The 13,218-nt window shown below is 45.1% G+C and carries 12 protein-coding genes and 1 pseudogene; 12 read left to right on the forward strand and 1 reads right to left on the reverse strand.

The genetic code is table 11. From position 1 onward, the window contains the following. Positions 1-367: 367 nt before the first annotated feature. Positions 368-1,324: an MBL fold metallo-hydrolase gene (locus ACZ5V1_RS04255; RefSeq protein WP_464390767.1), complete on the forward strand. Its 957-nt coding sequence runs from the start codon at positions 368-370 to the stop codon at positions 1,322-1,324. Between the two features lie 303 nt (positions 1,325-1,627). Here ACZ5V1_RS04255 and ACZ5V1_RS04260 read toward each other — a convergent pair whose 3' ends face one another. Continuing rightward, positions 1,628-1,906, reverse strand: a complete 279-nt coding sequence (locus ACZ5V1_RS04260; protein ID WP_464390768.1) for a hypothetical protein — start codon at positions 1,904-1,906, stop codon at positions 1,628-1,630. A gap of 438 nt (positions 1,907-2,344) precedes the next feature. On the opposite strand from ACZ5V1_RS04260, the gene yajC reads away from it, so the two are divergent. The 11 genes and pseudogenes from yajC to ACZ5V1_RS04315 all read left to right on the forward strand — a co-directional run bounded on the left by yajC (position 2,345) and on the right by ACZ5V1_RS04315 (position 13,117). Continuing rightward, positions 2,345-2,707 (forward strand): preprotein translocase subunit YajC, encoded by a 363-nt coding sequence (gene yajC, locus ACZ5V1_RS04265; protein ID WP_464390769.1) that lies wholly within the window; start codon positions 2,345-2,347, stop codon positions 2,705-2,707. A gap of 116 nt (positions 2,708-2,823) precedes the next feature. Then, entirely contained in the window at positions 2,824-4,419 is a 1,596-nt protein-coding gene (gene secD, locus ACZ5V1_RS04270) for a protein translocase subunit SecD (RefSeq protein ID WP_464390770.1), read from the forward strand. An 11-nt stretch (positions 4,420-4,430) separates the two neighbouring features. After that, positions 4,431-5,520 (forward strand): annotated as a pseudogene (gene secF / locus ACZ5V1_RS04275) (protein translocase subunit SecF). A gap of 263 nt (positions 5,521-5,783) precedes the next feature. Continuing rightward, positions 5,784-6,101: a c-type cytochrome gene (locus ACZ5V1_RS04280; RefSeq protein ID WP_464390771.1), complete on the forward strand. Its 318-nt coding sequence runs from the start codon at positions 5,784-5,786 to the stop codon at positions 6,099-6,101. Between the two features lie 27 nt (positions 6,102-6,128). Next, on the forward strand, positions 6,129-7,223 hold the full coding sequence (locus ACZ5V1_RS04285) for an SCO family protein (protein WP_464390772.1): 1,095 nt from the start codon (positions 6,129-6,131) through the stop codon (positions 7,221-7,223). Positions 7,224-7,983: 760 nt separating this feature from the next. After that, positions 7,984-9,624: a cytochrome c oxidase subunit I gene (locus ACZ5V1_RS04290; protein WP_464390773.1), complete on the forward strand. Its 1,641-nt coding sequence runs from the start codon at positions 7,984-7,986 to the stop codon at positions 9,622-9,624. Beyond that, a complete protein-coding gene (locus ACZ5V1_RS04295; RefSeq protein ID WP_373793952.1) occupies positions 9,614-10,207 on the forward strand; it encodes a cytochrome c oxidase subunit 3 in 594 nt (197 codons plus the stop codon). Before ACZ5V1_RS04290 ends, ACZ5V1_RS04295 begins: the two co-directional genes overlap by 11 nt. A 12-nt stretch (positions 10,208-10,219) precedes the next feature. Then, positions 10,220-10,510, forward strand: a complete 291-nt coding sequence (locus ACZ5V1_RS04300; RefSeq protein ID WP_464390774.1) for a cytochrome C oxidase subunit IV family protein — start codon at positions 10,220-10,222, stop codon at positions 10,508-10,510. Positions 10,511-10,520: 10 nt separating this feature from the next. Next, positions 10,521-11,750, forward strand: a complete 1,230-nt coding sequence (gene coxB / locus ACZ5V1_RS04305) for a cytochrome c oxidase subunit II (protein WP_464390775.1) — start codon at positions 10,521-10,523, stop codon at positions 11,748-11,750. A 14-nt stretch (positions 11,751-11,764) separates the two neighbouring features. Then, positions 11,765-12,634 (forward strand): UbiA family prenyltransferase, encoded by an 870-nt coding sequence (locus tag ACZ5V1_RS04310; protein WP_464390776.1) that lies wholly within the window; start codon positions 11,765-11,767, stop codon positions 12,632-12,634. Positions 12,635-12,673: 39 nt separating this feature from the next. Further along, complete coding sequence (locus ACZ5V1_RS04315) at positions 12,674-13,117, forward strand: DUF4079 family protein (RefSeq protein WP_464390777.1); 444 nt, start codon at positions 12,674-12,676, stop codon at positions 13,115-13,117. Positions 13,118-13,218: the final 101 nt, after the last annotated feature.

A 13,218-nucleotide genomic window follows, 5' to 3' on the forward strand; every position in this document is an offset into this window, starting at 1 on the left:
CCAAAACGGATGGCCCCCATGATTGGCATGGGGGCTTTCTATTGTCTAAAGGTAAAAATTTAGTAGCTGTTGGCGATCATCATCGTTAACTCTGTTTCCTTTTAAAAAAGAGGAATTGTATCCTTTCTCAAATGTCGTAACAGTTGTTTTCATATGTACTTACAGCTGCTGCTAGGGGTGCTTACATAGATGTAACAAGCTGTAATGTATGTTTTTTCCGCTGAGCAGTAACAAGGGCTGGGAATGGTCTGTTTGGTTTTGCTTAGTTGTTTTTATTCCCATAGTGATAACTTTAGACTCAATATTTCAAAGCTGCAGAACACGGGATATACTTTTTCTCGTAACTGATAAGCAGAGGAGTGTTGGTATGAAGGGTGTAAAGTTTCTGGGGTTAGCTGTCTTATGCGTAACGTTAGTTGCCTTTGTGGCGCTGGCTGCAATACGATACAGAGAGAATACTCTGGTTAACCCCTGTGAAAAGTTGACTACCTATTCCAAGTTGGATGGGGATCCTACCGAGATTATCTACGATAAAGAGAAACAAATTATTGAACCGTTCGCATACTTTGATGATCTGTATTATGTGGGGCTTGCATGGGTAGGGGCGTATCTGTTGGATACCGGCGATGGATTGATTCTGATAGACACTCTGCACGAGCCTTATGTTGAAGTAGGCCAGAAGAACATAGAAAAATTAGGCTTCTCACCTGAAGACATAAAGTATGTGATTGTGACTCACGGACACTTTGCGCATGTGGGAGGGGCTGCATGCTATCATAATAAGTATGGTGCAAAAGTCATAATGACTGATGCTGCGCATAAGAAAACAAAGCTAGACCGAAATCAGAAAGATTTTCCAATTACAGCCCCAACGGTAAGTCGTTACGTGTCTGATGGTGACGTACTTACTCTTGGCGATAAGACTATTAAATTTTACGAAACTCCCGGTCACACAAACGGTGCTCTTTCATTAGAGTTTACGGTGAAAGATCGCGGGAAAGAATATACTGCTTTCATGCTTGGTGGGGTAGGTGCGTATTCTAGAAAAACAGAGGATTTCGACGAATTTATTGCCACAGTGAACCGTGTCATAGGTATTGTTAAAGATGACAACGTTACTGTGGGAGTGGTTGGGCACCCGATGACAGTGAATGACCTTATTAAGGTTGGACCTTCAATTTCAAAACGTCCGAAAGGGCAACCGCATCCCTTTATCAACCAGAAAGCCTATGTAGAGTGGCTTACTAAGCTTAAAATGGACACGGAAATGAAAAAGAAGGAACTGTTAGAGGATGAAAAGACAGGAGATACAGCTACGTTGTAGTTTAGTTGTCTCCGTCACGATCCACGATTTAGAATCATAATTGTCCGATAATTTTCGATGAAGAAGTAGCCCTCATTATTAGCATGGGGGCTTTTCGCTTTTTGACAGAAGGTTGGCAGCTGAAGGGGACAGTGTTGTACAGCGAGTGTTGTGAATGCTGTGCAGTACAAAGTAGGGTGAACTAGAAATTTATAAATGGGAACGTCCGGCGGAACAGGTCTTCTACCTCAGGATAGCGTTCCAGCATCATCCTCTCTCTTTTTTCTTCCAAAGCAGTGTGGTCGAACATGTCGAACCCTCGCTTTAGGGCAATGCCTTGAGTGCAAACGATTGTGACAATCGAAGAGGACTGTCATAAAAGAGATGCGTAATATTATTAAAAGCGTGAAAAAGCTCTGTACGATCTTCACCGCACTCTATTAAATCTGGGTAAATTTCTAGCAGCCCAATGTCGTCACATCCTGCGATGAGGTGTTCAATTCCGGTTTGCAGCTCTTTTTCAGTTACTGCACATGCAAGTAAACACTCTTCTAAAAAACCGAAAATTTCAAAACGTTCAAGCGTGATGGTAGGATGTGTCATGCGAATATTTTTCGCCGGGCATATTTTTGTTGTTGCGAAATTGTAGCGGCTAATTGGTAGGGCGCAATCTATAGTCATGTAAAGACGGAATGTTACATTTGGAGATGCTGCACAAAAGCTGTTGAAACAGAATTGTAACAATTGCGTTGTAGAAAAAGGCGTAAATTAAAGGTGGCATGCATTGCAAATGCATGTTCTTTTATTTCTGTTAGAAACACTGAAAGTTAAAAAACTTGCATGTTTTTTGACGAAAAGGTACTTGATTCAGGTTTATAGCTTTTTGTTATTACGAGTAAAAAACAAAGCCAGTTTGGCTTTAATGATTACCAGTCGCATTATTTTTTGAGAGTATTTCGATAATCATTTGATTTAATGGAAAACTCAGAGAATATTTTTGCTGCGACGTTACGATTTTTTGATAACCGTTAAGGAGTTCTTATGTTCTTTCCAGAAGCAGCTTGGGCTATGGGCGCATTAGGCGGTGGCCAGACAGGTCAGGAAGGCAACCCGATTGCGGCCTTCGTACCACTCGCGTTAATGTTTGTTATTTTTTACTTTCTTCTTATCCGTCCTCAGCAGAAAAGAGCGAAAGAGCACAAAGCTCTGTTGGATAATCTCCAGAAAGGCCAGACTGTTGTAACAGGCGGTGGTCTTATCGGCACCATCGTAGGAATCAAAGACGACGTTATTTCCGTTGATCTTGGTGAAACTACCGTTAACGTAGGTCGCCAGTACATCTCCGGTCTTAAGTCTTCTACTCCTGCTGCTGATAAAAAAGCAAAAGACGGTAAAAAGAAATAATTTGTCGAGCAGGGAACTGGATTTATTCAGTTTCCTGCTTGTTCAGCACAACGCTGTTGTTGTCCCGATCGGTTTCGTATCGGGTTTTGCTGTTTGAATAGTATCAAGGAGTTATAATGAGAGAGGGGTTGCGATGGAGATTACTGATCGCGATTTTTGTGCTCGCAGTAGGCGTAGTATACGCTCTACCAAGCATTCCAGCGATCGGAACATCCCCAATCAAAAAGTTCTTACCTGAAGAAAAGGTCAGCCTTGGCCTTGACCTGCAGGGTGGTATCCACCTTGTTCTCGGTGTAGATGTTGATAAGGCACTTTCCAATAACCTTTCCCTTATGGGGCAGGATATTCGCACTGAAGCACGCGAAGATAAAATTTTCATTTTACAACCGCGTCTTGTGCAGGGCGAAAAGCTTGAGTTTGTACTTCTTAAGTCTTCACAGAAAGAAGCTCTTGATGCTTTGCTTGAAAAAAGCTTCAGCCGTTTAGATGCGGAATCTACCGTTCTTGATAACAAAAAAGTTCGTTACACACTGACCTACACATCGGAATACAGAAAATACGTGGCTGATCTTACTTTAGATCAGGCTGTAAAAACTATCCGTAACCGTGTTGACCAGTTCGGCGTTGCCGAGCCGGACATCCGTAAGCAGCAGGACTACCGTATTCAGGTACAGCTCCCTGGCCTTACAGATACCGAGCGTGCAATTAAGATTATCGGTCAGACTGCGCACCTCGAATTTAAAATGGTTCGTGAAGGGGTAGACCCTGCAAAAGCGGCTAAAGGTATTGTTCCTCCGGGTACAGAGCCTGTGACGCAGATGCACCGTAACCCTGATAAAACCTATTCAGAATCTATTATTGTTCTGAACAAAGACGCAGCGCTTACAGGTGATACTATCACTGATGCGCGTGTTGCATACGACCAGTTCAATAAACCGTATGTTTCTATTACGTTCAATAGCGTCGGTGCTCGTCGCTTTGAAGAACTGACCGGACAGAATATTAAAAAACGTATGGCTATCGTACTTGATGGCAAAGTTTATTCTGCCCCAGTAATTCAGGAAAAAATTCGCGGCAAACACGCTTCTATCTCCGGTAGCTTTACTACTGAAGAAGCACACGATCTCGCTATCGTACTCCGCGCCGGTTCCTTACCTGCACCGGTTAAAATTCTTGAAGAACGTTCCGTAGGACCTTCCCTTGGTCAGGAATCGATTGATCAGGGCATTACTGCGACACTTATCGGTGGCGCGCTCGTAATGGTCTTTATGATGATCTACTACGGTTTCAGCGGTGTTATCGCTAACGTTGTTCTCCTTATGAACATCGTATTCATCGTAGCTGGTCTTGCTGCATTCGGTGCAACCCTTACATTGCCTGGTATCGCTGGTATCATCCTTACTCTTGGTATGGCTGTTGATGCTAACGTAATTATCTTTGAACGTATCCGCGAAGAAATTCGACGCGGCCTTACTCCGTTCAAAGCAGTTGATGAAGGTTTCTCCAGTGCGACTCTGACAATTTTTGACGCAAACGTAACTACATTGCTTGCGGCAATCATTCTCTACCAGTTCGGCACAGGCCCTATTCGTGGTTTTGCGGTAACGCTTAGCCTCGGTATCTTGGCTTCCATGTTCACAGCTATCTTCTGCGCACGCATCATCTTTGGTCTCTGGATCAATGGTAAGCCGGGCAGAAAGCTCAGCATATAAGGAGATAGATCATGGGTCTGAGCATTATTAAACCAAATAGCAAAATTGATTTCATCGGACTGCGTAAATATTCAGTTATTTTGTCCCTTGCGCTCCTTTTGCTTGGCCTTGGCTCCCTCATCCTTCATGGCGGCCCTAAGTACGGCATCGACTTTTCCGGTGGTGTGCTTGCACAGGTTCGTTTTGAAAAAGCAGTGCAGCCTCAGGAACTTAAAGATAGTCTCGCAAGTGCTAAACTTCAGGGACTTTCTGTACAGCGTTTTGGCGACGGCGATACCGAATATCTTTTGCGTATCTCTTCCGTTGGTGAAGTAGACAAGCGTCTTCCAGAGATTCTGAAAGCGCAGTTCGGTCAAAATATGCCGAACAATACATTCTCCATTGAACGCCTCGATATGGTTGGTCCAAAGATTGGTGCTGACCTTCGTTCCGCAGCTGTAGAAGCGGTTGTACTTTGCAGTACTTCTTATCTGCTATCTATATCTCCGGTCGATTCGAACAACGCTGGGTTACCGCGGGCATCATGGCCGCAGGACTTGCCTCCGGTATGTACCTTCTCGACTTGATGGGTACTCCGAAGCAGTTGCAGGTTCTCATCGCCATGCTGCTTACGCTTGGTATTTGCTGGAAGCTGAAGCTCAATTTCGCACTCGGTGCGGTTATTGCGCTTATTCACGACGTTCTTATTACCCATAGGGATTCTTTCCCTTCTCGGTAAAGAGTTTGACCTGACCATCGTAGCAGCATTGCTTACCATCGTTGGTTACTCTCTTAACGATACTATTATCGTATTTGACCGTATCCGTGAGAACATCTTCCAGCGTACCGCACCAACTTACGGTGAAGTAATTAACAAGGCTGTTAACCAGACCTTGAGCCGGTACGTTGCTGACTTCCTGTACTACAATGTTGGTATTGGTTTCTCTCTTCCTCTTCGGTGGCGGAATTATTCACGACTTTGCACTGACACTTCTTGTTGGTGTTACTGTTGGTACTTATTCCTCCATCTTCGTTGCAAGCCCAGTGCTTTACGCATTCAGCCCGAACGAAATTCCGGAGCCGGAAGTGGAATCCCACAACCATGCAGACGGTACAGTGTAAGTATCTCTCGCTTCGTAGATATAAAGACGCCCCTTTCGGGGCGTCTTTTTTTTGGCCTTGTGAGTGGCTGCGACAAAGTCTTGTTTCAGAAGATTAGATGAAAGTTTGTAGCACTGACGTAGATTGTCGATTTGTAGAATCTACGCGGAAAACATGAAATTTAAAGGGTAGAAGAGTTATCAACGATTGCTCTATTGATCTTTTTCCATTGTTGGTGGTATGTTATGGTTTAAATCTATATTTCACGAATTCAACGGAGAATTATGATGAAGAAAGTGGCAGTCTGTTTTGCAATTTGTAGTTTCCTGTTGGTCTGTGCTTCCCTCAGTGTTGCAAGTGGTACCGCCGGTGAACCGCTGTATAAATCATGTGCTGGATGTCATGGGCAGTCTGGTGAAACAATGGCTCTGGGCGTAGGCAAACCGTTAAAAGGTCAGACCGCGAATCAAATTCTTGAGAAACTTAACGGGTACGTTGACGGCACGTATGGTGGTTCTAAAAAAAGCATCATGGTCGGTATTGCAAAGCGTATGAAAGAAGAAGATCGCGTTAAAGTGTCCGAATACATTAGTACATTTTAGCTTGTTACAAAGATCGGGAGAGTTTCCGTGTCAGTATTTAAACAACGCGGCTTTATACGAATATTGCGCTTTGCTGTGATTGCAGCCTTTGCTTTGTTCCTTCTTGTCAGTCTATCCCGTGCTGAGGAGCCTGTTCAAGAGGCGAATCAAAGCACTGAAGCGCAAAGTCCATTGCAAGACTCTTCCGATCATATGAATCATTCAGCCCCTGCGGAGTCACCACAAAAGGTGGGTGATCAAAGTTCGCAGATGCATGATGTACACTCTGATTCTGATGCCACCGATAACGCAGGGCATTCCCTGCACATAAACATGAAGAATCGTGAAGGCAGTGTGCTGCCGCCGAATGATGGTTCCGTGCCGGATATGTCCGGTCATGTGCATCCAACGCCAGCGGCTGATTCTGTTGAAGCAGGAGTTACTGAGCGTCTTGGTGAAACCATAACAACACCAATCTATTTTACAGATTCCACAGGCAAGCGGGTCGACATTCGTTCACTAATGACATCACCCGTACTTATTGCGCCTGTGTATTACTCTTGCCCGGGCGTTTGCCATATCCTTATGAGCTCCATTGCCGGAGTGCTGCCTAGTGTGCGCCTTAGTCCGGATAAAGATTACCGGATAATTATGGTAAGTTTTGATGAATTGGACACACCGGAACTGGCAGCAAAGAAGAAGAAAAATTTTATGCATGCACTACATGCAGCTGACCCATCCTTTCCACCGGATGCATGGAAATTTCTTACTGGCGATAAACAAAGCATCGATACGTTAATGAGCGAGATCGGCTTTAGGTTTAAGCGTATCGGTAAAGACTTTGTGCATCCGGTTATTCTTGTGGCAGTGTCACCTGAAGGAAGGATTACCCGTTATCTTTACGGCACTAACATTCTTCCGTTTGATGTGACTATGGCGTTAACAGAGAGCGAAACAGACACGCCGCTATTCTCTGTTCAACGCATAGCGCAGCTCTGCTTTTCTTATGATCCTAAGGGCAAAAAGTACGTCTTTGATACGATGAAGATTGCCGGATTCGGTGTGATCGGATTCGTTGTAATTCTTGCATTAATTTTGTCCTTCGGGGGCAAAAAGAAGCGGAAAAAGAAACGTGAAGAGTAAGACTGGACAGCACGCTTGTGTTTGCACTTTTTCTTTTGGCAGTGTTCATTATTCTGCACTTTCGGGTGCTTTGAAATACCACCAGTAACCTTTTGTAATAATCTTTAACCCCTTTACTACTTGATAGCAGCCCGTTGATTAAGGCGCAGGAGAGCTTTACGCGGACTACCTGATGTTTGCTGTGTGATTGATTCTGAAGTTTGGCAACTAAGGCAGATTCGAAAACATACCTTCAATCAAGTGGAGCATACGAGTGAGAGAACGTAATCAACAGTTGTACCGCGTCCATAGAAGTACTTGGAGAGCACGACACGTTGGAGAACTTTACGAGAATTATCTTACCTTGTTGTACCGAAAGATTGTGAAGTCAGAAGATTACCTAAGATTTCAAACAAAGATGACATTGAAGTAGCCAAGCGTTAGCGGTGAAGTGTGTGGATAGAACAGGTTTGTTGAGAGGTGACTACAATTCTAATGACTCCTCTGGAGCAGATCACCATCAACGCACGCCTGTCGATACGTGAACAAATTAACCTCTACGATTGAACAAGGTCGTGGTGTATAAGCCGAAAATGAACATTTTTTAACGGCTTGTCTCGCAAATAAAAGTTTTAGGAAAGGGGTCTGGGGGAGAACCTTTTTTCAAAAAGGTTTCCCCCAGCCGCCGGAGGCTCGTCGAAGACACAACAGAACGAAGGCTGATCGAAGACAAAAAAAGCCCCGCAGGGCTACCAAAGGCATACAGAAAAAAGGAAACGCCGTGTCACCAGCCAGAAACATAGACGCATTTTATAAGCCGACGCAGGACGGCAAAGGCTGGATTCGCTCGTGGTTGTTTACGCTCGACCATAAACGGATTGGCGTACTGTACCTGTATACTATTATGGCGTTTTTCCTGGTGGGCATTACACTCGGTGGCCTTATGAGGTTCGAACTTATTCGTCCGGGTATGGATTTTATGGACGCGCAAACGTACAATGTTCTTTTCACATTGCACGGCGTCATAATGGTCTTTTTTGTGGTTATCCCGAGCGTTCCTGCAACATTCGGAAATATCTTTTTACCGATTCAACTGGGCGCGGACGATCTGGCGTTTCCGCGTATTAATTTACTTTCATGGTGGATGTATATTTTCGGTGCAATTTTGATCGTGTGCTCTTTGTTTACGGGCGGGGGCCCGCCGGACACAGGGTGGACGTTTTATGTGCCGTTTAGTGAGGTAACTTCTACTAATGTGAGCCTTGCTGTTTTTGCCGTGTTTATTCTTGGCTTCTCGTCAATTTTTATAGGTCTGAATTTTGTAACAACCATCCATAGATTACGGTGCGAGGGCATGACGTGGACGCGTCTGTCGCTGTTTACATGGTCGTTGTATGCAACAGGGTGGATTCAGATCCTTGCGACGCCAATTCTGGCAATAACAGTGCTCCTTGTGATGGTCGAACGTTTCGTTGGTGTCGGAATGTTCGACCCATCCAAGGGGGGCGACCCGTTGTTGTATCAGCACCTGTTCTGGATTTACTCGCATCCGGCTGTGTACATCATGATCTTACCCGCCATGGGTATTATTTCGGATATCATTCCGGTCTTCGCGCGGAAGAATATTTTCGGGTATAAAATGATGGCATTTTCGAGTCTGATGATTGCTTTCGCAGGCTCGCTGGTGTGGGCGCACCATATGTTTACAAGCGGCATGAGCGATTTCGCCGTGCTTGTGTTCTCCTTTTTAAGCTTTGTTGTCGCCATTCCTTCGGCAATTAAAGTGTTTAACTGGGTGACGACACTGTACAAAGGCTCGATTTATACTGACCCGCCGTTTTGGTATGCACTGGCGTTTATCTTTCTGTTCTCAGTGGGGGGACTGACGGGGCTGGTGCTGGGCGCTGCGGGGCCGGATATTTATGTGCACGATACATATTTTGTGGTGGGGCATTTCCACTATGTAATATTCGGCGGACTGGGCTTTGGATTCTTTGCAGCAATGCATTACTGGCTGCCGAAAATTTCAGGCCGCATGTACAATTGCAGGATTGCAAAGTGGGCATGCGTCGTGCTGTTCGTGGGCTTTAATTGGCTGTATTTCCCAATGCTCCTGTTGGGGCTACAGGGAATGCCTCGCCGGTACTATGACTATCTGCCAGAATTTGCACCATTGCAGTTTGCTTCAACCTTGGGCTCATGGGTGCTGCTTGCCGGACTGATTATGATGTTTGTGAACGTGCTGTACGGAACTTTTAAGGGCAAGCCTGTTGCGGATAACCCGTGGGGCGGCGAAACGCTGGAATGGAAGATTGCTTCACCGCTGCCACATGAAAATTTTGAAGAAGAGCCTGTAGTGACATCGGGACCATACGAATTTTTGGACAGTGCGCGGAGTCCGGAGAACGGTGATGCCTGCTAAAGACCCGGAAGTCGCAAAGCTTGGAATGTGGCTGTTTTTACTCACAGAACTTTTGCTCTTCGGCGGACTGTTTCTATTGTATGCAGCGTACTTGTATCGCTTTCCGAATGAATTTTATGTGGCGGGTAGAAAGCTCAGTTTGTTTTACGGAACATTCAATACCGTCATAATGCTTGTAAGCTCGTGGACAATAGCTATGTCCATCAGTGCCTTGCATAGAGAACGTACTGTGATGAGCCGGAGCATGCTGTTACTGACAGTGCTTTTAGGACTAATTTTTTTAGTGAACAAAGGCTTTGAGTGGCATAGCAAAATTTCTGAGGGGTTGTATCCCAACTCCTCCCTGTTCGCGACAAAAGCGGATGGCGAAGTTCTTTTCTTTGGATTGTATTACTTGATGACCGGTCTGCACGGAATTCATGTGGCTGTCGGGTGCGGCTTGTTGTTGTTCGCATTCTGGTGGTTGAAAATAGGTAAAATTAACTGGAAAGATAATGCACTGCTGGAGAATGCAGCTCTGTGCTGGCATCTTGTAGATTTGATATGGGTTTTTATTTTTCCACTTTTTTATTTGATTGCGTGAGGGTTCCTTATCATGACGCACAGACGAAAAATCCATAGCGGGTCCTATAGGCAGAACACGTATGTGTTGTTGGCACTTTTAGTACTGACAATTCTTACGGTGGTTCTTTCCCGCATAGATTTTGGTCTGTTTGATGTGGTGCTCACACTTGGTATCGCCTCGGTACAAGCGTTTCTTATTGTGTACTACTATATGTACCTTAAATACGAAAAAACATTTTTCGCCTATCTTGTCCTGCTGTGCTTCTTAATGCTTGGCATAGCAATAGGTATGACTTTTTTTGATGTAGGGTGGCGCTACTAATGAGGTCATTATGGATCAGCCGATAAACCCAGTACAACAAGTAGATTTTGCATTCTACGTTATCTTTGGAATATCCATCGTACTCCTGTTCGGGATAACGCTGGTGGCGCTGTTTATGGTGTATCGTTATCATCACGAGCGGCATCCTGTTGCATCTAAATTAAAAGACAATGTATGGCTCGAAATTATATGGGTACTGCTGCCGTCTCTGCTTGTTATCTCTATGTTCTACTATGGCTGGATTGGATTTAAGGCACTGCGTTCCGTACCGGATGGAGCAATGGAAGTGCAGGTTGTAGGGCGCATGTTCTCGTGGAGTTTTGAATATCCGGACGGCAAGCGAAGCAAGGTTTTGTATGTTCCTGTCGGTACACCGATACGTCTGAATATTACATCTGACGATGTTATTCATAGTCTGTACATTCCGGCATTCAGAATAAAAATGGATGCCGTGCCGGGGATGGAAACATATGCATGGTTTGATCCGAGGACACTGGGTAGCTACGATATTTTATGCTCTGAATACTGCGGCATTAAGCATGCGAATATGCTTTCCACGGTTGAAGTGGTGAGCAGGGAAGATTATGAAAAATGGCTGAAAAGTGAATCCAAAGCACAACAAACGGCGGTTGTTCTGTTTGAAAATTACGGCTGTACAGGGTGCCATTCTCTGGACGGCAGCAGAGGTTCAGGCCCTTCATTGCTGAACCTGTTCGGCACAAAGCAGGTGGTTGTGGAGCCTGATGGTAACGAAAAGACCATCGTCGTTGACAAGAAATATTTACGAGAGGCCATCTATGAGCCGAATAAGTACATAACAAAAGGATATCCGGCAGTTATGCCTTCCTACAAAGGGGAAGTACCTGAGGATGATCTTGCGCTTATGATCGGGTGGATGACCGGAGAGATTGAAAAGAAACCGGACGGGAAAGTGCTGTTGGAAGACAACGGTTGCTTATCCTGCCATTCAACAGATGGTTCCATAATTGAAGCGCCAACCCTGAAAGGTATTTGGGGTAAGCGCCTCCTGCTACAGCAGGGCGGAGTTAGTATCCGCAAAAAAATGGACAGGGCAGTTCTGGAACAAATTTTACGGAATCCGGAAACTGTACGCGACGGAAGCTGGAAAGTCATGATGCCAGCGTATGACACCTTAACGCCTGACGAGATGAACGCCATTGCGGAGTACTTGAAGACGTTAACGGCTGATGAAGATCGCAAAAAAAGTGACAAACAATAAACAGAGGAGGGAACATGAATGTCTATCGCTTAGAAGCTAAGACGGATACACGCAGATTATTTACAAATCTGCTTGTTCTTGCGCGCGTTCCAGTCTCTGTGGCTGTGGCCGTTGTGTCTATGCTCGGGTATCTGTTGCATTCACCAGAATTTTCCATAGCACTGTTTGCAACAGGTTTTGGTAGCTTTTTCCTCTGCGCTGGTTGTTCCGCTCTTAATCAGGTGCAGGAAAAACGCACTGACGGGTACTTTTCCCGCACGATGACGCGTCCACTTCCTCAGGGTTACATGAGTTCTAAAACGGCCATCATGATAGCAGTCCTGTGGATTTCACTGGCTATGAGTTTCTACGCCATGACTGCGTCCAGTCGAACACTGATCGTCGCCGCTATGGTGCTAGTTATTTACAACGGACTGTATACCGCCATGAAACGCCGCACTCCATTTGCTCTTCTGGTGGGGAGCATTGCTGGTGCAATGCCGCCTCTTATGGGCTGGGTTGCCGCTGGCGGCAGTATGTTTGCTCCGCTTATTCTTACCAACTGCGTAATCTGGTATCTTGTGCAGATTCCGCATGTATGGATGAGAATATACATACACAAGGAAGAGTACTTGTCCCGCTTCAGTCCTATTCCTGTGAGCTATTTTGTTCTTATGCATCAAAAAATGCTTATGCGTATCTGGTACTTCGCTTATGTGTGCAGCGTTATGATCTTTGCCCTAGTGTGCACATGGGGACTTGGAGTTCCTTCATTAGTGGGAACAATACTGGGAAGTGCTTTTTTAGCCGGAAGTATGCTGCCGTTGACGCGACTTACATCGTTTTATCTCTTTGATATAGCGTCAGTATGCATATTGTTCGGAGCGGTTCTTGTGCAACTTTAGGCAACTCGAGATACAACTCTAGCTGTTGCGGGGGCTTTTATGATCCAAGAAACAAAACTTCATCTGTATATTCATCCAGCCATTCAGCTATTGGGTATCGTTTTTGGATACATTGCAATGTACTGGGGCGCAAAACGCTTCCTAGTTGTTCATAGGCAAATGAAGTTCTCGTTTCCGTGGAATCATCATGTGTTGTACGGTAAAATAGCAATCTTTCTCTGGCTAGTTGGTATCAGTGTCGGGTTGTATTTTACCCACAAGGAGTGGAACAACTACCGCATTACAGGTGAGCATTATATAGTAGGCATGTTCATGCTTCCGTTGTTGCTCACCACATTTATTACCGGTTACTGGATGGAATTGTTCAAAAAGAGACGCTCGGTTCTGTGCGCTGCGCATGGCGCACTTGGGTTTTTGCTCTGCTTTTTTGCCTTTCTCCAGATAATTACCGGTGTTCAGGTTTTCGCACTGTTCGTCTGGTGAGGCAACGGACGTACATCTTTGTTCAAAAAAATACGCTGTCCCTACTCTTCAGAACTCAATCAATTGCATCTACGTGACAGATTCACATTCGTTATGGATAG

The organism is Halodesulfovibrio oceani subsp. galateae (genome assembly GCF_055397225.1).